General features: G+C 41.1%; 22 protein-coding genes. All 22 read right to left on the reverse strand.

Annotation, left to right across the window (positions count from 1 at the left end; all coding sequences use genetic code 11):
• Positions 1–41: 41 nt before the first annotated feature.
• The 22 genes from fliE to rpsP all read right to left on the reverse strand — a co-directional run bounded on the left by fliE (position 42) and on the right by rpsP (position 18713).
• Positions 42–359, reverse strand: coding sequence for a flagellar hook-basal body complex protein FliE (gene fliE / locus C6347_RS06095; RefSeq protein ID WP_007499609.1), 318 nt, complete (start codon positions 357–359; stop codon positions 42–44).
• An 11-nt stretch (positions 360–370) separates the two neighbouring features.
• Positions 371–823 (reverse strand): flagellar basal body rod protein FlgC, encoded by a 453-nt coding sequence (gene flgC, locus C6347_RS06100; protein ID WP_012009953.1) that lies wholly within the window; start codon positions 821–823, stop codon positions 371–373.
• A complete protein-coding gene (gene flgB, locus C6347_RS06105; RefSeq protein ID WP_012009952.1) occupies positions 823–1212 on the reverse strand; it encodes a flagellar basal body rod protein FlgB in 390 nt (129 codons plus the stop codon). The genes flgC and flgB overlap by 1 nt, the downstream gene beginning before the upstream one ends.
• Positions 1213–1499: 287 nt before the next feature.
• Entirely contained in the window at positions 1500–2279 is a 780-nt protein-coding gene (gene codY / locus C6347_RS06110) for a GTP-sensing pleiotropic transcriptional regulator CodY (RefSeq protein WP_012009951.1), read from the reverse strand.
• Between the two features lie 34 nt (positions 2280–2313).
• Positions 2314–3714, reverse strand: coding sequence for an ATP-dependent protease ATPase subunit HslU (hslU, locus tag C6347_RS06115; RefSeq protein ID WP_060596254.1), 1401 nt, complete (start codon positions 3712–3714; stop codon positions 2314–2316).
• Positions 3715–3730: 16 nt separating this feature from the next.
• On the reverse strand, positions 3731–4276 hold the full coding sequence (hslV, locus tag C6347_RS06120) for an ATP-dependent protease subunit HslV (RefSeq protein ID WP_003211247.1): 546 nt from the start codon (positions 4274–4276) through the stop codon (positions 3731–3733).
• 14 nt (positions 4277–4290) lie between these two features.
• Positions 4291–5208, reverse strand: coding sequence for a tyrosine recombinase XerC (gene xerC / locus C6347_RS06125; RefSeq protein ID WP_060596252.1), 918 nt, complete (start codon positions 5206–5208; stop codon positions 4291–4293).
• A gap of 62 nt (positions 5209–5270) precedes the next feature.
• On the reverse strand, positions 5271–6575 hold the full coding sequence (trmFO, locus tag C6347_RS06130; RefSeq protein WP_034662383.1) for an FADH(2)-oxidizing methylenetetrahydrofolate--tRNA-(uracil(54)-C(5))-methyltransferase TrmFO: 1305 nt from the start codon (positions 6573–6575) through the stop codon (positions 5271–5273).
• A 70-nt stretch (positions 6576–6645) separates the two neighbouring features.
• Positions 6646–8721: a type I DNA topoisomerase gene (gene topA / locus C6347_RS06135; RefSeq protein ID WP_060596250.1), complete on the reverse strand. Its 2076-nt coding sequence runs from the start codon at positions 8719–8721 to the stop codon at positions 6646–6648.
• Between the two features lie 193 nt (positions 8722–8914).
• On the reverse strand, positions 8915–9817 hold the full coding sequence (gene dprA / locus C6347_RS06140) for a DNA-processing protein DprA (RefSeq protein ID WP_034662389.1): 903 nt from the start codon (positions 9815–9817) through the stop codon (positions 8915–8917).
• Positions 9818–9880: 63 nt separating this feature from the next.
• Positions 9881–10783 (reverse strand): succinate--CoA ligase subunit alpha, encoded by a 903-nt coding sequence (sucD, locus tag C6347_RS06145; protein WP_003212080.1) that lies wholly within the window; start codon positions 10781–10783, stop codon positions 9881–9883.
• Between the two features lie 22 nt (positions 10784–10805).
• Entirely contained in the window at positions 10806–11966 is a 1161-nt protein-coding gene (gene sucC / locus C6347_RS06150) for an ADP-forming succinate--CoA ligase subunit beta (protein WP_012009945.1), read from the reverse strand.
• 176 nt (positions 11967–12142) lie between these two features.
• Complete coding sequence (locus C6347_RS06155) at positions 12143–12418, reverse strand: FlhB-like flagellar biosynthesis protein (protein ID WP_003211418.1); 276 nt, start codon at positions 12416–12418, stop codon at positions 12143–12145.
• A complete protein-coding gene (locus tag C6347_RS06160; protein WP_106071521.1) occupies positions 12415–14151 on the reverse strand; it encodes a glycosyltransferase in 1737 nt (578 codons plus the stop codon). Before C6347_RS06160 ends, C6347_RS06155 begins: the two co-directional genes overlap by 4 nt.
• A gap of 27 nt (positions 14152–14178) precedes the next feature.
• Positions 14179–14943 (reverse strand): ribonuclease HII, encoded by a 765-nt coding sequence (locus C6347_RS06165; RefSeq protein WP_106071522.1) that lies wholly within the window; start codon positions 14941–14943, stop codon positions 14179–14181.
• Positions 14944–15019: 76 nt separating this feature from the next.
• On the reverse strand, positions 15020–15868 hold the full coding sequence (ylqF, locus tag C6347_RS06170; RefSeq protein WP_060596244.1) for a ribosome biogenesis GTPase YlqF: 849 nt from the start codon (positions 15866–15868) through the stop codon (positions 15020–15022).
• A gap of 88 nt (positions 15869–15956) precedes the next feature.
• A complete protein-coding gene (gene rplS, locus C6347_RS06175) occupies positions 15957–16304 on the reverse strand; it encodes a 50S ribosomal protein L19 (RefSeq protein WP_003212364.1) in 348 nt (115 codons plus the stop codon).
• Positions 16305–16441: 137 nt separating this feature from the next.
• Positions 16442–17176 carry a tRNA (guanosine(37)-N1)-methyltransferase TrmD gene (gene trmD / locus C6347_RS06180; RefSeq protein WP_012009939.1) on the reverse strand — a complete coding sequence of 245 codons (735 nt, stop codon included), beginning with the start codon at positions 17174–17176 and terminating at the stop codon, positions 16442–16444.
• Positions 17173–17697, reverse strand: coding sequence for a ribosome maturation factor RimM (gene rimM / locus C6347_RS06185; RefSeq protein WP_060596242.1), 525 nt, complete (start codon positions 17695–17697; stop codon positions 17173–17175). The genes trmD and rimM overlap by 4 nt, the downstream gene beginning before the upstream one ends.
• Before the next feature lie 8 nt (positions 17698–17705).
• On the reverse strand, positions 17706–18092 hold the full coding sequence (locus tag C6347_RS06190) for a YlqD family protein (protein ID WP_050945054.1): 387 nt from the start codon (positions 18090–18092) through the stop codon (positions 17706–17708).
• Between the two features lie 103 nt (positions 18093–18195).
• Positions 18196–18441, reverse strand: coding sequence for a KH domain-containing protein (locus C6347_RS06195; RefSeq protein ID WP_012009937.1), 246 nt, complete (start codon positions 18439–18441; stop codon positions 18196–18198).
• Positions 18441–18713, reverse strand: a complete 273-nt coding sequence (gene rpsP / locus C6347_RS06200) for a 30S ribosomal protein S16 (protein ID WP_003212139.1) — start codon at positions 18711–18713, stop codon at positions 18441–18443. Before rpsP ends, C6347_RS06195 begins: the two co-directional genes overlap by 1 nt.
• Between the last annotated feature and the right edge of the window lie 4 nt (positions 18714–18717).

Consider the following 18717-nt stretch of genomic DNA (forward strand, 5'->3'; position numbering starts at 1 on the left):
CCGGTCATTCCATTCAGTCTTTTTTTGTCCGTCAGCACCTCCTACATCTGCATTCTCATAATCTCTTGGTACGCTTCGACTGCTTTATTTCGAAACTCCGTTGCAGCTGTGAGTGTCACACTCGCTTTTTGCGAGGCAATCATGACTTCATCGAGATTGACATCTTTTCCTTGTGCAAGAGCATTTGTATACTGGTCTGATTTCAGCTGTGATTGATTTAATGCCTCAATGGAATTCTTCAGCACATCAGAGAAATTCGTTTGACTTTTAGGTGCAGCCGCCTGAACGGACGATGCATTCGTCAATTCACTTGCTTGCTGAGCGGTTTGAAGCTGGAAAGGAGATATTGCGTTAACCAATTCTTTTCACCTTACTTTCCTATTTCTAAAGCTTTCATCAACATGCTTTTATTCGCATTTAGTGCGGTCACGTTTGCTTCATATGACCTTGAGCTGCTGATGAGGTCAACCATTTCCTTTAATGGATCAACATTAGGTGTTTGAACATATCCATTTTCATTGGCATCGGGATTTGTAGGATCATATTGAAGGTTGAATGGAGTTTCGTCTTCTGTAATCTTCGTTGCTTTCACGCCGTTTCCTAATTTGCCGCTCGAATTCATGCTTGAGTTCAATATAGATGAAAACGATTCACCTGACGGCTGTAATGTGACGAGCTTACGTCTATAAGGCTCCCAGTTGCCATCAACCTGTTTCGCTCTTGTTGTATCCATATTTGCAAGGTTAGAGGATACAACGTCCATTCTGAGCCTCTGAGCTGTTAATGCTGAGGCCGAAGCGTTAACGCCTGAAAAAATTGACATCACTTACCTCCTGTCAAAACTGTTTTAAGAGAATTGAATTTTCCACTCATTCTTTCAACCAACGCATTATACTGAATTTGGTTTTTAGCGAGTTCACTCATCTCTTGATCAATATCGACATTATTTCCGTTTTCTTGATATGAAGTACGGTTGCTCGAAACAACTGAATAATTAGACCCTGTTTTAGAAAAATCAATGTGACCTTGGTATGTTTTTTTAGCATCTAACTTGATCGACGCATCGTTTAGCATATCATGAAAAGCGACGTTTTTCGACTTGTAGTTCGGTGTGTCTATATTCGCGATATTATTGCTTATGACTTTTTGCTTAACATTCGCTCTGCCCAAGGCATTCTCAAGGTTGCTTATCGTTCCAGAAAATATATCCAAAACCATATACCTCCAATCATATGTATTTCATTCCATTTAATCATGTCGAGATTTGTAAAACCATATGTTCATTGTAAGAAATAATAGGATTAAAGTCTATGATGTATATGTAAAAAAAACTCGTAATATATATCTATTTTACGAATAGGTATAAAGACCTAGATTCAAAGAACTAAGAATTGTAAGGGTTTTCTTGGAAAAAAGAGTGTCATTTTTCGGACAAATCCTCTTTTTTATAAAAAAATACCCCTTTTCAGCTTGTAATTTTGGCCGAAAAGGGGTTTTGATTAATGAGATTTTAAATTTTCAAGTTCGATTAAAAATTTGTTGTTTAACACTTTGATATACGTTCCCTTCATTCCAAGAGAACGAGATTCGATGACGCCTGCACTTTCTAACTTACGTAAGGCGTTCACGATCACTGAACGAGTGATTCCTACACGGTCAGCAATTTTACTTGCCACAAGAAGCCCTTCGTTGCCATCAAGTTCTTCAAAGATGTGCTCAATGGCTTCAAGCTCACTATATGATAGAGAACTAATCGCCATTTGGACAACGGCTTTACTTCTTGCTTCTTCTTCGATTTCCTCTGCTTTCTCACGAAGGATCTCCATTCCAACAACTGTTGCACCGTATTCAGCAAGAATTAAATCATCATCTTTGAATGTATCTTGCAAACGAGACAGGATTAACGTGCCTAAACGATCTCCTCCTCCGATAATTGGAACAATGGTTGTCAAACCTGATTCGAATAAATCACGGTTCTCAATCGGGAAAGCTGTATACTCACTATTAATGTCAAGGTTTGAAGATGTTTCAGGGATGTTGAATAGACTCTTTGTATATTCTTCAGGGAACTGACGGTCTTCAAGCATTTTCTTCATACGCGGATTTTCAATCTGCTGGTTGATCGAGTAGCCTAGAAGCTTCCCTCTTCTGCTTAACACGAAAATGTTTGAATCAATGACATCTCTCAACGTTTCTGCCATTTCCTTAAAATTAACTGGTTTCCCCGCTGCATCTTGCAGCATTGAGTTAATAATCCTTGTTTTTTGTAGTAACGCCATATTAATGATCCTCCTAGATTACTTTATTCATTTGTTAAAGTATAAATTGACTTAAGTCTTTGTTATTTGCAATCTTTCCTAGCTTCTCTTCTACATACTGAGGGGTAATGGTCACTGTCTCCAGTGTAATATCAGGCGCCTCAAATGAAAGCTCTTCAAGCAGCTTTTCAAGTATGGTATGAAGCCTTCTTGCACCGATGTTATCTGTCTCCTGATTGACATGATAAGCCACTTCGGCAATCTTATGAATAGCATCGTCAGAAAATTCAAGAGATATACCTTCTGTTTCAAGTAAAGCTTTATATTGCTTTAATAATGCATTATCTGGTTCCGTTAAGATTTTCACAAAGTCTTCGATACTTAATTTATCTAATTCTACACGGATTGGGAAGCGCCCTTGAAGCTCTGGAATCAAATCTGATGGTTTCGCCATATGAAATGCACCTGCTGCTACAAAAAGCACATGGTCTGTTTTCACTGCCCCATATTTCGTCATCACAGTTGAACCTTCTACAATCGGTAAAATATCACGTTGAACACCTTCACGAGAAACATCTGCAGATGATGCACCACCGCTTTTGGCGATTTTGTCGATTTCGTCGATAAAAATAATCCCTTGCTGTTCTGCTTTATAAACGGCTTCCTGACTGACTTCATCCATGTCAATTAGTTTTGAAGCTTCCTCAGCAGTTAACGCCTTTCTTGCTTCTCTGACGGTCAGCTTTCTGCGTTTTTTCTTTTTAGGCATGAGATTGCCAAGCGCATCCTGCATGTTCATGCCCATTTGCTCCATACCCGAGCCCTGAAGCATATCAAACATGGATGGCTGCTGCTCTTCAACTTCGATCGTGACGTAATGATCTTCAAGTTCTCCCATAGCCAGCTGATGAGTGATTCGCTTTCTTGTCGATTCAAGTTCAACTTCTTCACTTGATTGATCTCGATCACGGTCATCTTCATCAGAACCGCCAAACAGCATCTCAAAAGGATTTTTCACAGACTGGCTTTTTTTCTTGCCAGGAACAAGTAAATGAACAAGACGTTTATTTGCTTGTTTTTCTGCTTCTTCTTGAACGTCTTTCATCTTTTCTTCTTTGACAATTCTGATCGCTGTCTCAACTAGATCTCTGACCATCGATTCTACATCACGGCCGACATAACCAACTTCAGTAAACTTCGTCGCTTCCACTTTAATAAAAGGCGCACCAGAAATTTTTGCAATTCTGCGGGCAATCTCTGTTTTCCCCACACCTGTTGGGCCGATCATTAAAATATTTTTCGGAACGACTTCATCCTTTAGCTTATCATGTAAAAGGCTTCTTCTGTAACGGTTTCTTAAAGCCACCGCCACTGCTTTTTTCGCATCAAGCTGACCAATAATATATTGATCAAGCTTTTCAACTATCTCTCTTGGGGTGAACGGCTTTTTCTCCATACGTCTCATGTCCTTTCTATTCAAGCTCTTCTAAAGTGATTTGATCGTTCGTGTAGACACAGATTTCTCCGGCGGTTTCAAGAGCAGCCTTTGCAATATCTCTCGCTGTGAGATGATCACCTGCATGTGTTTTGAGTGCTCTCCCGGCGCTAAGCGCATAATTGCCGCCTGAGCCGATGGCCAAAATACCGTCATCTGGTTCGATGACCTCTCCTGTCCCAGAGACAAGCAGGATGCTGTCTTTGTTCATAACGATCAGCATGGCCTCAAGCTGTCTGAGCATCTTGTCACTTCGCCATTCTTTCGCTAGTTCTACGGCTGCCCGCTTTAAGTTACCACCATATTCTTCAAGCTTCGTTTCAAACTTTTCAAAGAGTGTAAATGCATCTGCTACTGAACCTGCAAAACCTGCAAGCACCTTGCCTCCGAAAAGACGGCGCACTTTTTTTGCCGTGTGTTTCATCACGACAGCCTGCCCGAAAGTGACTTGACCGTCTCCAGCCATCGCACTTTTTCCTTTATGTTGAACGGCAAAGATGGTTGTTGCATGAAATGATGACATGAAAAAACCTCCTTTTAGGATCGTTTAAAAGCCCTTGGGTGATGAGACATGTATGTTTTCCTTAAAGAATCTTTTGATACATGCGTGTACACCTGAGTTGATGATAAATTCGAATGACCGAGAAGTTCTTGAACACTTCTCAAATCTGCCCCCTCATTTAAGAGGTGTGTGGCAAAGGTGTGCCTTAACATGTGAGGATGGATATGTAGTGTGCCTGACGCCTTTTTCATTAATTCAGTGAGAATGAATCGAACGCCTCTGTCTGTAAGAGGCGCCCCGCGCTGATTCAAAAACACATATGCATCAGCACGATCATTCCCCTTAGCTTTCAGTTTCTGCCTTCCATCCTCTAAATAAGTGATGAGCGCTTCATGAGCATATGAACCGAAAGGAACATACCGCTGCTTGCTGCCTTTCCCATGAACAAGCACTGTATCCAACGATAAATCAAGATCAGATTCTTTTAATGAACATAACTCACTGACCCTCATACCTGTTGCATAAAGAAGTTCTAAAATCGCTTGGTTTCTTTGCCCAAGCGGTGTGCTGACATCAGAAACTGTAAAAAGCTCTTTAAGTTCCTCTTCATACAAAAATGAAGGAATTCGCTTATCCTGCTTTGGTAAGCTAACGAGTAAAAAAGGATTTTCTTTCACAAGCTGTTCTCTTAATAGAAATTTATAAAAGCTGCGAAGCGCAGAGACTTTCTTACTAATCGTTCTTCTTGTCAGGCCTTTTTCATAAGCTTCTGTTAAATAAATTCTCGTATCTTGATAGGATACCTCTTCAAAACCGTCTATTCCTTGAATGTTCATAAATCTGACAAACTCTTCAATCGCTTCTGTATATCCTGAGATTGTTAAAGCAGAATAGTTTTTTTCAATTTGCAGATATTCAATGAATAAGTGGACAAGACGCTGTTTATTCGTCATTTTTACACCTCTTTAAGGCTTTTAAATGGTATCACATATCTTGCTTTCCGTGCAATGTTTTACTACAGAGATTTCGAAATAGTTTGAATAGTTTCGATTGCGCGCTTAGCGTACTCTGCATAACGCTCTTGTTTGTTTTTAATACGAACACCAAGATCTTTCAGCAAGCCAAAGTTCGCATTCATCGGCTGGAAGCTTTTCTTGTTTGTCGATGTGATGTAATAAGCCATGCTGCCGATCGCCGTTTCCTCCGGAAGTGTCACAAGCTCTTCTCCTTTGACAAAACGAGCGGCGTTAATTCCAGCCACTAGTCCGGAAGCTGCGGACTCGACATAGCCTTCAACGCCTGTCATTTGTCCGGCAAAGAATAGATCCTCTCTATTTTTAAACTGATACGTTGGTTTTAAAAGACTTGGTGAGTTAATAAATGTATTGCGGTGCATTACGCCGTATCGAACGATTTCTGCTTCTTCAAGACCTGGAATCAAGCGGAATACTTCCTTTTGGTCGCCCCACTTCAGATGTGTCTGGAAGCCGACGATGTTATATAAAGTACCTGCTGCATCATCTTGTCTTAATTGAACAACAGCGTAAGGTCTTTTTCCTGTTTTCGGATCTTCAAGTCCTACTGGCTTCATCGGACCAAACAGCATCGTTTTCTTTCCTCTTTTCGCCATGACTTCAATTGGCATACAGCCTTCAAAGAAGATTTCTTTTTCGAACTCTTTTAATGGCACAGTTTCAGCAGAAATGAGCGCCTCATAAAAACGATCAAATTCCTCTTCTGTCATTGGACAGTTTAAATAAGCGGCTTCTCCTTTGTCATAACGTGATTTCAAGTACACCTTATCCATATCAATGCTATCTTTCTCTAGAATAGGTGCCGCTGCATCGTAGAAGTACAGATACTCTTCACCAGTTAAAGATTTTAATTCTTTTGAAAGTGCTTCAGATGTAAGCGGGCCCGTTGCAATAATTGTCGGACCTTCAGGAATGCTTTGCACTTCTTCTTGAAAAACCGTCACATTCGGATGATTTTTCACGCGATCGGTAACGTTTGCTGCAAATTCATGACGATCTACTGCAAGCGCTCCGCCAGCAGGGACTGAGCTTTCGTCTGCTGCTGCGATAATCGCTGAATCTAAATGACGCATTTCTTCCTTTAATACACCGACCGCATTCGTCAAAGCGTTGGCACGCAGTGAATTGCTGCATACAAGCTCTGCAAATTTATCTGTGTGGTGAGCTGGCGTTTGTTTGACAGGTCTCATTTCATACAAGTTGACTTTAATTCCGCGTTTGGCAATTTGCCATGCCGCTTCACTTCCGGCTAAACCTGCTCCGATCACATTTACAAATTGACTCATTGTACAACTCTCCTATTTCGTAAGTTCTGTTTGATGACATAAAAAAGCAGGTGAACAAGGCTGTTCACCGCTATTTTTGTTGTTCCTCTTTATAATCACAGTTCACACATTGAACTTGAATGCCTTTTTTCAGTTTTTTCTCTACAAGCATATTTTCGCATTTTGGACACTTTCTTTCAATCGGTTTGTCCCAAGAGACGAATTCACACTCTGGAAAACGATCACAGCCATAAAAAATGCGGCGCTTCTTAGATTTTCGTTCAACAATGTTTCCTTCATGACATGTCGGGCATTTCACACCGATGTCTTTGACAATTGGTTTTGTGTTACGGCAGTCAGGAAAGTTAGAGCAAGCCATGAACTTACCGTATCGACCCATTTTGTACACCATCGGATGTCCACACTCTTCACAGTCAACTCCGGCGTATTCAGGCTCAATCTCAACTTCTTGCATCTCTGCTTCTGCTTTTTCTACCCGTTTTGCAAAGTCTTGATAGAAGCTGTCGATAATGCGAACCCATTCGATCGTACCTTCTTCAACGCTATCAAGTTCTTTTTCCATTTTCGCTGTGAATTCCACGTTAATGATTTCAGGGAAGAATTCAATGATTAAGTTAAGAACAATTTCCCCAAGCTCTGTTGGGATAAACCGTTTATTATCAAGTGCGACATAGCCGCGCTTTTGAATCGTATCTAATGTTGGTGCGTACGTAGACGGACGGCCTATACCCAGCTCTTCAAGTGTTTTGACAAGTCTTGCCTCAGTGTAGCGCGGAGGCGGCTGCGTGAAGTGCTGTTCAGGTTCGATATCTTTTGAAAGAACCGTATCACCTTCTTTAAGATCAGGCAGCATTTTGTCCTTTTCTTCTAGCTGGTCGTCCTTCCCTTCTACATATACCTTCATGAATCCAGGGAATTTCACTTTGCTCCCGTTAGCACGGAATGTAAGCCCGTTATTGTCAAGGTCTACACTCATTGTATCAAGAACAGCCGGCGCCATTTGGCTTGCCACGAATCGTTCCCAAATCAATTTATACAGACGAAGCTGATCTCGGCTTAAGACATGTTTGACATCTGCTGGTTTTCTTAGCGTAGAAGTCGGCCTGATGGCTTCATGAGCATCTTGTGCATTTTCGTTCTTTTTAGCGGTTCGTTTTGTTGTATTTAAGAAATTCTTACCGTACGTCTGATCAATGAAAGCAGATACTTCTTCAATCGCCGTATTGGAAATACGTGTTGAGTCCGTTCTCATATATGTAATGAGTCCGACTGTACCTTCTTTACCAAGATCTATTCCTTCATATAATTGCTGTGCAATCATCATCGTCTTTTTCGCACGGAAGTTTAATTTTCTTGCAGCCTCCTGCTGTAAAGTAGATGTTGTAAACGGAACAGCTGGGTTGCGTTTACGCTCTTTTTTCGTCACTTTCTCTACAGAGAATTTGCTCCCTTTTAGTTTCGAAAGGATTTCTTTTACATCTTCTTTTGTTTTCAGTGGATGCTTTTTGCCATTGACGCCAAAGAAGCTCGCTTCGAAGCTTTCTTTTCCTTTTAGGAATGTACCGTCAATTGTCCAGTATTCTTCTGGTTTAAATTCATTAATTTCATTCTCGCGATCAATAATCAGGCGGAGTGCAACTGATTGAACACGACCGGCACTTAAGCCCTTTTTCACTTTCTTCCATAAAATCGGACTGATTTTATACCCGACGAGACGATCTAAGATCCGTCTTGCCTGCTGTGCATCAACTAAATCCATGTTGATCATACGTGGATGCTTAAAGGAATCTTTAATGGCATCTTTTGTAATCTCATTAAAGACAACGCGGCAGTCAGAAGAGAGGTCAAGGTCAAGGCTATGCGCTAAATGCCAAGCAATCGCTTCTCCCTCTCTATCGGGGTCAGCTGCGAGATAGACTTTCTTTGCTTTTTTCGCAGCTGTTTTTAATTCTTTTAAAACGGGGCCTTTCCCGCGAATCGTAATATATCTCGGTTCGAAGTCATGCTCAGTGTCAACACCAAGCTGACTTTTCGGTAAATCTCTTATGTGCCCCATTGAAGCCTTTACTTTATACTTTTTACCTAAATAACGCTCAATCGTTTTCGCCTTGGCTGGCGACTCAACGATGACTAAATAATCAGCCATACTCAAAATCCCCCTTAAGAGGTGTTCTCTCTTTATACATTTCACAATTCATATTTATGTTAATTGCACTTATCTAACAGGCAATCATTAAAAATTCTTTATGATGAACATCATTATAAACACGAAAAACAAAGTGTAAACTTAAATCCTCACTATTATTAAATATTCCTATGTCTTTTGTCAAACGATATTTTTATGAGAGTTCAGTATATTGAACGCTGCGGAAGGAGAATTCCTCTAAAATATCCTTCGTTGAATGAACAAGCTTTGCTCCCTGCTGTATAAGTCTGGCTGGTCCTGTGGAATTAGGATCAAAGATAGATCCTGCAACCGCAAATACCTCTTTACCTTGCTCAAGTGCTTGATACGCGGTAATGAGCGAACCGCTCTTTTCTTTGCACTGAATCACGATGGTTCCACTTGTCAGCGCACTAATTAAACGATTCCTCATTGGGAAATGCCACTTTTCTGGTTTCACATAAGGCGGATGCTCGGATAAAAGCAAATGATGCTCTCCCATGTATTGAGCCATTTGCACATGTTCCTTTGGGTATAAGTGCTGAAATCCGCCTGCTATAATACCGATGGTTTTCCCTTTATTCCGAATGCACTCTTTATGTGCAAGTCCATCAATTCCTTTTGCTAAGCCACTGACAATCGTCCAATCTTCCTTTACAAGCTCACCAACAATTTTCTTCACACATGCTTCTCCATAAGACGATGGAACTCGTGTGCCTACTACACCTAAACTTTTTTCTTCATTTAAATATGATATGTTTCCTTTTAGGAATAACACAGGGGGAGGATCATAAATATGTTTTAGTGTGCTGGGATATAAGGGTGATGTGATGGGTATCATGTGAATGTTTTGCTTTAAATAGGCTTGAACGATGTGTTGAAAAATGGGGAATTCATTTTCTTCGGCTTGTTTTAAGCGGGTAAAGTCGATCGTTTGTAATGATCGATCCTGTTTGAAATGTTGTGTTTCTTCATTTATATATAGCTCAGGATCGACTTTCCACCATTTTGTTAACAAAGAGGGTGAGATGAGGCCTTTTAAGCGGTGAAAAATCATTCTTTCGGACACGTTGTACATACCATTCCTCCAGTTTAAGATAGAAAGAAGAAGACTTGTCAAAGAACAAGTCTTCTTGTGTCATTAATGCGTTTTACAAGCTTCGAAGAGATTTTTCTCTTTTAACACTTTAATCAAAGTTTCTCCCATGACAGATGGTGTCTCTGCCACTTCAATTCCACATTCACGCATTGTTTTTACTTTTTCATCAGCTGTTCCTTTACCACCAGAAATAATGGCACCAGCATGTCCCATGCGTTTTCCTGGAGGCGCCGTTTTACCGCCAATAAAGCCAACGACTGGCTTTGTCATATTTGCTTTTACCCATTCAGCTGCTTCTTCTTCAGCCGTACCGCCGATTTCACCGATCATAATCACAGCATGTGTATCAGGGTCTTCATTGAATGCTTTTAATACATCAATAAAGTTCGTCCCATTGACAGGGTCTCCGCCGATTCCTACAGCTGTCGATTGACCAACGCCAGCTTCTGAAAGCTGATGTACCGCTTCATATGTAAGCGTTCCAGAACGAGAAACAACACCCACATGACCTTTTTTATGAATGTAGCCAGGCATGATCCCAATCTTACATTCTTCAGGTGTAATGACACCTGGGCAGTTAGGGCCAACAAGTCTTGTCTTTTTCCCTTCCATATACCGTTTCACTTTGACCATGTCAAGCACTGGAATATGTTCTGTGATACAAATAACTAGATCGACTTCTGCATCAACAGCCTCTAAAATGGCATCTGCTGCAAATGGTGCTGGTACATAGATAACAGAAGCATTTGCTCCAGTTGTTTGAACAGCTTCAGATACTGTATTAAATACAGGAACTCCTTCTACTTCAGTTCCACCTTTTCCAGGTGTGACACCGCCAACAATATTTGTTCCGTACTCAATCATTTGTTTTGTATGGAACAATGCGGTTGAACCGGTAATCCCCTGAACAATTACTCTCGTATTTTTATTAATAAATACACTCATTTAGGTTCCCTGCCTTTCTGCTCTACTTGACTAAAGATACAATCTTTTCTGCCCCGTCAGCCATAGACTCAGCAGAAGTGATATTTAAGCCTGAATCACTCAGGATTTTCTTCCCTAATTCAACGTTTGTTCCTTCAAGACGTACAACGAGTGGTAATGTTAAGCCGACTTGTTTCGTCGCTTCAACGACACCTTCTGCAATGACATCACATTTCATGATACCGCCAAAAATGTTCACGAAAATCCCTTTTACATTTTGATCAGATAAGATGATTTTAAATGCTTCCGTTACTTTTTCAGCTGTTGCACCGCCCCCAACATCCAGGAAGTTTGCAGGGTCCCCGCCGTAATGCTTGATGATATCCATTGTAGACATCGCAAGACCTGCACCATTGACCATACAGCCAATATTTCCATCTAGAGAAATGTAGCTTAGATCATATTTAGATGCTTCAATTTCTTTTGGATCCTCTTCATCAAGGTCACGGTATTCTAATATATCTTTTTGTCTATATAAAGCATTGCTATCAAAGTTTAATTTCGCATCAAGTGCCATGACTTTTCCATCGCCTGTTACAACAAGTGGATTAATCTCAGCAATTGAACAATCTTTTTCAATAAACGCATTGTAAAGACTTGTCATAAACTTAACAGCTTGGCCAACTAATTTTGTTGGAATATTAATTTTAAACGCTACTTCTCTTGCCTGATAGCCTTGCAAGCCAATCGCTGGGTCGATGACCACTTTGACGATTTTCTCTGGCGTTTTTTCTGCTACTTCTTCAATTTCAGTACCGCCTTCTTCAGAAGCCATCAATACAATTCTTGATGTCGCTCTGTCCAAAACAAGTCCAACGTAGTACTCCTTTTGAATATCGCAGCCTTCTTCAATAAGTAAGCGTTTTATTTCGCGCCCTTCAGGCCCAGTTTGATGTGTGACAAGTGTTTTACCGAGCAATTCCTCTGCAAACCCTTTCACTTCATCTTTTGTTTTTGCAATTTTTACCCCGCCTGCTTTACCACGGCCGCCTGCATGAATCTGTGCTTTTACGACATATACAGAGCTTTCTAGCTCTTCTGATGCTTTCACTGCTTCATCAGGTGTAAATGCTACTTTACCATTTGGAACTGAAACCCCATATTTTCTTAGGATTTCTTTTCCTTGGTACTCATGGATATTCATTTCCCATCCTCCCAACATATGTAGAAACAAAAATTATAAAATAGACTGCGCTTTCATTTTAAAGAATAAAAAAGAGAATGTCTAGGGTTCTATGTAAAATCGTAAAATCCTTCTAAACATTCAAACTTTTATTTTATTAAAAATATAAATTTTTCAGCCAAATCACTTATTTTTCCTTATTTTTTCATTTTTTGATCTAACCTATAGATAAACGAAAATATTTCTGCTACAGTATCGTATAACGCTTCAGGGATCTCCTCATCAAGTGTTAAATGGCGCATGAGTTCGACTAAATTACGGTCTTCTTGGATAGGAACTCCCGACTTTTTTGCTTCTTCAATAATATGGTCTGCCACATAGCCGCTCCCTGTTGCGACGACTTTTGGCGCCTTTTGTTTTTCTTCATCATAATGTAGAGCGACCGCCCTTCTAAGCGGTTTTGAATCCTTCATACTCGTAAGTCCAGCCCTTTCTCGCTTATTTTATGAAAGTGTTCATCTAGAAAGTGAGACGGATCTACTGGCTCTTGTCTCTTCTTTGCTGTAATTCCCGTTAGACTGTATCCTAAGGCATTTAAATTCTCCCGAACAGCTGGAATCATCGGATTAATGGTTCCTTGAAGTTCATGACCGGTTTCAACTGTAATTGACATGACCTTTTGCTGAATCGTACAGTCGATTAATGTCTCTTCGAGGTTTTCCATGTTTAAGTAAAACATGAGACGGCACTGAGAAATATCAATAGAGCCATCTTTTTTCTTATGTCCTTTTAGAATAAAGGTTAAATCTTGAACACTATGTTTTGAAAAGAGCGGATAAGAGACCATCATTTGGCTGATGGTTTGGTTCTCCTGCTGCACAAATAACTGGCCGTTCAATCTATGAAACAATTGATCGACTTCTTTTTTTACGGGCTCTGGTAAATCAGCCTGCCTCACATCATTTAAGACGAGCTTTAATTGGTGAAGCTCCTGACTTTTTACATCCTGGCTGCCTTTTTCGAGTAGTTTCAGCATACCGATTTCATCTCGTACACCTATTGCCTTTTTCATCGTCATGAGTAAATCGAGCACATCGGTTTTATTGCTTAATGCGGGTTCCGTCTGCTGCACCACCTGAGCCAATGCTTTCGCCTCTGTTTTTGACAGGAACGGAAATTCTTTTTGAAGCACGGATGCTTTTGCGTCAGGCTGAGATCCTGCCTGCTGAAGCCCTTGCAGCAATGACGTGAGCTGTTTTAAGCTAGGCTCTTGCTGCCCGTCTGCACCTTGCTTCGTCAAACTTGCCATTATCCGCTCAATTTGCTGAAGCGGGATTTGCAGCTCTTTTGGACTTGTTGACTGCTGCACGTTAGTTTGAAGAACTTGGGTCGTCTGACGCTCTTGAGCGATTGGAGTTTGGCTATTTTCTTTTGGCTGAGACAGATTGGGCTGAGGCGTTACAGGTAGACTGCCTCCTTGCTTCGCCGCCCCTTCTCTCGCTGCTAGAAGGACCGATAAGAGCTTTTCTGCATGGACGGTCGTCTCAGTATCTATGACTGATCGAATGGCTTGTGTAAGGGCCTGTGTGGCGTCTGAGTGCTTCGGGAGCTGTGTTAATCGTTCTAGCAACGCTGTCATATCCTGATGAAGAGCAGAGGATGATTTCACGGCTAAAATTGATTGAAGCACTCCTTCCTGGATCGGCAAGTCTTTTTTTAAAGCAAATAGGAGTGCCTGAAGACCTTTTTTCACATCAGCTCCTTGAAGCTGTTCGATCCACTTCACTGCCGTTTTTAACTCTGCTTCGTTGATAACGGATTTTTCTTTTAAAAAAGCTGTGGCTGTTAGGATGTTTTCAAGTCCGTTTTTAAGTGAGAGACCTTCTAATAGTTTGGCAGCTGCATCCTTTAATGTCTTAGGGTCTTGATCAAATTGCTGTACTGGCCTTAGTTTATTGAGGCTGCCTCCACCCTCTTGTTCAAATTGGAACCAATAAAATGCGTCTGCTTTGAGCTGAGCCGCTAGCTGTGCTTTTATTTTTGTTGAGCCTATTTGAACAAGGGCTGTATCATCTCCAAGCATTTTCAGTACTTTACCGAGAATCAGCCGATGCACATTTTCCTTTCCTTCGGTGTTTAATGTAACAGATTCTGCCTCACTTAACCGGCTATTCAGTGCTGTATGTATGTCCTCAACTCTTGTCATCACAGGCAGCCTCCTTAGGTCAAAAATTTATGATATAACGGATTTCACTGGCGCAAACGATAATCGATGGATTGGGGCAGCTCCATGTGTTTGAATGGCAGCCAGATGCTCTTTTGTTCCGTACCCTTTATGTTTTTCAAATTGATACTCAGGGTACTTATGCCCGTATTCTTCCATCATCTGATCCCTTGTCACTTTTGCAATACATGCACCAGCTGCGATGGACGCACTTTTTGCATCTCCTTTGATGATATTCTCTTGGTGAATAGGAAGCGGGAGCGTCATGGCATCTATGAGTAGATAATCAGGTATATGAGTTAACTGCTCCACCGCTCTCACCATCGCCAGTGTTGATGCCTCGTAAATATTGATTTCATCAATCGTAGCCGCATCAACAATGCCGATTCCGATATCAAGTGCTTCTTTTTGGATCAGGTCATAATACGCCAATCTTTTTTTCTCAGATAATTGCTTTGAGTCGTTTAAACCGAGCAGGACTGTGTCTTCCTTTAATATGACAGCTGCTGCGACAACGGGGCCTGCCAGCGGTCCTCTTCCTGCTTCATCTATTCCAGCAATACATGTGTATCCCTGCGCCTTAGCTTTGTTTTCAAATTGCAGCATTTCATTCCATGCTGCACGAAGTTGCTGCTGCTTTTCTCTCTCTTTGTGCCACTTCTCTATCAGTTTTTGGACACTTTTTCTCGTATCATCTTTTACAAGCTCACGAATGTATGACTCGTCTTGCGAATGCTTTTCTATCAGTTCTTTTATTTGTTTCACCGTGTACATCAGCTTTTCGTCAGCCTCCTTCTTTATATCGGCAGTTTTCCGCAAAAAATAAAGACCCGCATGAGCTGCGTGTCTTTTAGCTTTCAGGCTTCTCAAAAGTGAGGGGACCAAATTTTTCTGTTCGAATATCCCGAATAATGATTTCGGTGGTTTTGTCGTAATTAATAAATCCACCGCTCATGAGACAGCCGCGCTTTGTACCTATTGCATCAAACAGCTCAACCGTATCTTCAGGGATCTCCGCCAGGTCATAGCGTTTTTTTAATCGCTCTGGATAGTTCTCTTCTAGAAAGCGAAGTCCATACACAGCGACATCCTGTAAGTTGATGATAGAATCTTTGATCGCTCCAGTCACCGCTAGCCTGAGTCCTACTTGCTCATCTTCAAACTTAGGCCAGAGGATTCCAGGTGTATCAAGCAGTTCAAGTTCTTTACCTACCTTCACCCATTGCTGTGAGGTGGTAATACCAGGCCGGTCTCCTGTTTTGGCAATGTTCTTTTTCGCTAAACGATTGATTAAGGTCGATTTCCCGACGTTGGGAATTCCGATAATCAGCGCCCGGATTGCACGCGGTTTGACACCTTTTGCTTTCATGCGGTCGAATTTTTCTTTTAAGATTTCTTTTGAAGTTGTGATGATCTGATTTAACCCTTGTCCATCGACAGAGTTAATAGCAAGTGACCGAACACCTTGCTGCTCAAAGTGCGCCTGCCACTCCTTTGTCACACGAGGATCCGCTTTATCTGCTTTGTTTAATAGCATGATTTTGGGTTTGTTCTGAAGGATTTCTTCGATCATTGGGTTTCTAGAGGACATCGGAATTCTAGCATCGGTTAATTCAAATACGATGTCGATGAGCTTTAATTTTTCTGTGACTTCACGTCTTGCTTTTGCCATATGGCCTGGAAACCATTGAATCGTCATATGTGCACCTTCTCTTCTATCGATTATCTCTATACATTGTACAAAAAAAGAGCCTGTTACAGGTAACAAGCTCTTTCTTTTGATATCATTATCGTCTGATTTCTTTGATACGAGCCGCTTTACCGCGAAGTTCACGTAGGTAGTAAAGTTTCGCACGACGTACCTTACCGTGACGTACAACTTCGATGTTAGCGATTTTTGGTGTGTGTACAGGGAATGTACGCTCAACGCCTACACCGTAAGAAATCTTACGAACTGTGAAAGTTTCGCTGATTCCACCACCACGACGCTTAATTACAACACCTTCAAAGATCTGGATACGCTCACGAGTACCCTCGACAACTTTAACGTGTACACGTAAAGTGTCACCAGGACGGAACGCAGGAAGATCAGTGCGTAATTGTTCTTTTGTGATTTCTTCAATCAAATGTTGCATCGTTTTCAACTCCTTCCAACAGATGCTCATGTCCTCTTTCTTCATTGCAGCGGAACATCGTTTTCAAACTTGAATCGGCAAGCCGTCCAAGTCACAAGTAGTATCATACCATACCTATATGCAGTGTGCAATACAATCTAGTCATTATGAAGCTGCCAAAGCCATCTTTTTTCTTCTTCTGTTAACGTTTTGCAAGAATCGATCAAATCTGGCCGTCTTGTATAAGTTCGCTTCAAAGATTCTTTGCGCCGCCACTCTTCTATTTTGGCATGATTTCCAGAAAGGAGCACATCCGGCACTTTTAGTCCTTTATAATCGGCTGGTCTTGTATAGTGAGGATGCTCTAGCAGACCTGTACTAAATGAATCTTCAATGTGAGACGCTTCTTTTCCAAGCACATGAGGCAAAAGCCTGACCACACTGTCTGCAATCATCATCGCTGGCAGCTCTCCGCCTGTGAGAACGAAATCTCCGATTGAGATTTCATCTGTGACAAGATGCTCCCTGATGCGCTCATCGTAGCCTTCATAATGGCCGCAAATGAACATAAGGTGTTCTTCTTTTGCAAGTTCCTCTGCCTTCTTTTGCGTATATCTTTCTCCTTGAGGACAGACAAGAATAATTCGGGGCTTCTTGCTTGCTTTGTTCGTCAAATCTTCTACCGCATCGAATACGGGCTGTGCTTTCAGTACCATACCAGCACCGCCGCCATACGGATAGTCATCTACTGTTTTATGCTTATGATCCGAATACTCTCTAAAATTGACAACATTGAATGAGACAGCTTCTTTCTCCTGTGCCTTTTTTAAGATCGATGAGTGGAGCACACCTTCGAACATTTCAGGAAAAAGTGTTAAGAAGTCGATTTTCATTCGTCAATGAGTCCTTCCATCACTTCAATGTGTATGGTTTTGGATGAGATATCGATCTTTTTGACGACAGATGGGATATAAGGAATCAAGGCATCTTTTTTACCTTTTCTTCCGACAACCCAGACATCATTTGCCCCTGGTGTTAAAATCTCTTTGATTTGACCGACAAGCTGATCATCTTCATCGTATACTTCACAGCCAATGATTTGGTGGAAATAAAACTCTCCTTCATCTAAAGAGCCGAGATGTTCTTTTTCTACTTTTAAGATTGATTCTTTCAATAGCTCTGCTTCATTTAATGAGCTAATTTCTTCAAATGTGAGCAAATCAAACTGTTTGTGCTGCCTATGTGATGCGACAGTGACTTTCAGCGGCTCCCCTTGACCTTGCTTAAAAATATAGAGGACGCTTCCTTTTTTGTAACGCTCTTCTGGGAAATCTGTCTTTGACACGACGCGTACTTCTCCGCGAACTCCGTGTGTATTAACAATCTTTCCAACATTTAACCATTCTTGTTCCATGTTCTCAATCACCCCTGACGTATTTCCACAATGGTGCCGTCTTTCACGACGATGACATTATCTTGCATCTTGTCATCCCATTTATCACCTATTTTCACTTCAACCAGCGCATCCACTTCTGTCTCTTTCATTTCACTCCCAAGCGGCAAAATATGCAGCTGCTCTACTTGAAAGTCAATTTGCTGGATCTTCTCCTGCCGTTTATCGATGGCTTTTTGAAATTGAGGGATGGCTTCTTGCTGATGTGGTTCTTTTTCATGTTTTTTCAGTTGAAAATATAGTTGATTGCACTCACGTTCTAGTCTTTCTTTTTTCTCCAAAAAAGTCGTTAACAGTTTGTCCTTACTGCTTTCAGTTAATACTTGCATGACGGTGACATGTTGAATGATCTGCATCTTCCTTTTTGTCCCCCTATCCGAAGGCATTTGTCCTCTACAGTATAACGAAAAATAGATTTAAACGTGTAAAAAAAGGGGAGGTCCTAAGCCCTCTCCCTTTTTAGTCAGCAATCTCAAGTTGAACTTTCTTAGAAGACTCTGCACTTGCTGCAAACATGACTGTTCGTATCGCTTTTGCTGTACGCCCCTGCTTTCCGATGACCTTTCCGGTATCTTCAGCATTGACAGACAGTGTGTAAATCACTTGCTCATCTTTTTCTAATGAAGATACATGAATATCTTCAGGGAAATCAACAAGTGGCTCGACGATGGACACAATCAATTCTTCCAAGGACAGCTCATTCATTATTTGCTGTTTTTCGCATTATGAAATTTTTCAAGAATTCCTTGGCTTGAGAAAAGGTTACGAACTGTATCAGATGGTTTCGCACCATTTTGAAGCCATTTAAGAGCTAATTCTTCGTTGATTTTCACCTCAGCTGGTGATAACACTGGATTGTATGTTCCAACTGTTTCGATGAAACGACCGTCACGTGGTGAACGAGAATCTGCTACTACAATACGATAGAAAGGAGATCTTTTTGATCCCATACGTTTTAAACGAATTTTTACTGCCATTTTA

The sequence above is a fragment of the Bacillus sp. NMTD17 genome, assembly GCF_002998735.1.
Taxonomy (GTDB): domain Bacteria; phylum Bacillota; class Bacilli; order Bacillales; family Bacillaceae; genus Bacillus.

What these genes read in the sequence shown, in the direction of transcription:
- flgC (WP_012009953.1), bottom strand. Translation starts at nt 823, where the DNA reads ATGTCAATTTTTTCAGGCGTTAACGCTTCGGCCTCAGCATTAACAGCT.
- codY (WP_012009951.1), bottom strand. Translation starts at nt 2,279, where the DNA reads ATGGCGTTACTACAAAAAACAAGGATTATTAACTCAATGCTGCAAGAT.
- hslU (WP_060596254.1), bottom strand. Translation starts at nt 3,714, where the DNA reads ATGGAGAAAAAGCCGTTCACCCCAAGAGAGATAGTTGAAAAGCTTGAT.
- hslV (WP_003211247.1), bottom strand. Translation starts at nt 4,276, where the DNA reads ATGTCATCATTTCATGCAACAACCATCTTTGCCGTTCAACATAAAGGA.
- xerC (WP_060596252.1), bottom strand. Translation starts at nt 5,208, where the DNA reads ATGACGAATAAACAGCGTCTTGTCCACTTATTCATTGAATATCTGCAA.
- trmFO (WP_034662383.1), bottom strand. Translation starts at nt 6,575, where the DNA reads ATGAGTCAATTTGTAAATGTGATCGGAGCAGGTTTAGCCGGAAGTGAA.
- topA (WP_060596250.1), bottom strand. Translation starts at nt 8,721, where the DNA reads ATGGCTGATTATTTAGTCATCGTTGAGTCGCCAGCCAAGGCGAAAACG.
- dprA (WP_034662389.1), bottom strand. Translation starts at nt 9,817, where the DNA reads ATGTACAACGTGTCCGAAAGAATGATTTTTCACCGCTTAAAAGGCCTC.
- sucD (WP_003212080.1), bottom strand. Translation starts at nt 10,783, where the DNA reads ATGAGTGTATTTATTAATAAAAATACGAGAGTAATTGTTCAGGGGATT.
- sucC (WP_012009945.1), bottom strand. Translation starts at nt 11,966, where the DNA reads ATGAATATCCATGAGTACCAAGGAAAAGAAATCCTAAGAAAATATGGG.
- C6347_RS06155 (WP_003211418.1), bottom strand. Translation starts at nt 12,418, where the DNA reads ATGAAGGATTCAAAACCGCTTAGAAGGGCGGTCGCTCTACATTATGAT.
- C6347_RS06160 (WP_106071521.1), bottom strand. Translation starts at nt 14,151, where the DNA reads ATGACAAGAGTTGAGGACATACATACAGCACTGAATAGCCGGTTAAGT.
- C6347_RS06165 (WP_106071522.1), bottom strand. Translation starts at nt 14,943, where the DNA reads ATGTACACGGTGAAACAAATAAAAGAACTGATAGAAAAGCATTCGCAA.
- ylqF (WP_060596244.1), bottom strand. Translation starts at nt 15,868, where the DNA reads ATGACGATTCAATGGTTTCCAGGCCATATGGCAAAAGCAAGACGTGAA.
- rplS (WP_003212364.1), bottom strand. Translation starts at nt 16,304, where the DNA reads ATGCAACATTTGATTGAAGAAATCACAAAAGAACAATTACGCACTGAT.
- trmD (WP_012009939.1), bottom strand. Translation starts at nt 17,176, where the DNA reads ATGAAAATCGACTTCTTAACACTTTTTCCTGAAATGTTCGAAGGTGTG.
- rimM (WP_060596242.1), bottom strand. Translation starts at nt 17,697, where the DNA reads ATGGAACAAGAATGGTTAAATGTTGGAAAGATTGTTAATACACACGGA.
- C6347_RS06190 (WP_050945054.1), bottom strand. Translation starts at nt 18,092, where the DNA reads ATGCAGATCATTCAACATGTCACCGTCATGCAAGTATTAACTGAAAGC.
- C6347_RS06195 (WP_012009937.1), bottom strand. Translation starts at nt 18,441, where the DNA reads ATGAATGAGCTGTCCTTGGAAGAATTGATTGTGTCCATCGTCGAGCCA.
- rpsP (WP_003212139.1), bottom strand. Translation starts at nt 18,713, where the DNA reads ATGGCAGTAAAAATTCGTTTAAAACGTATGGGATCAAAAAGATCTCCT.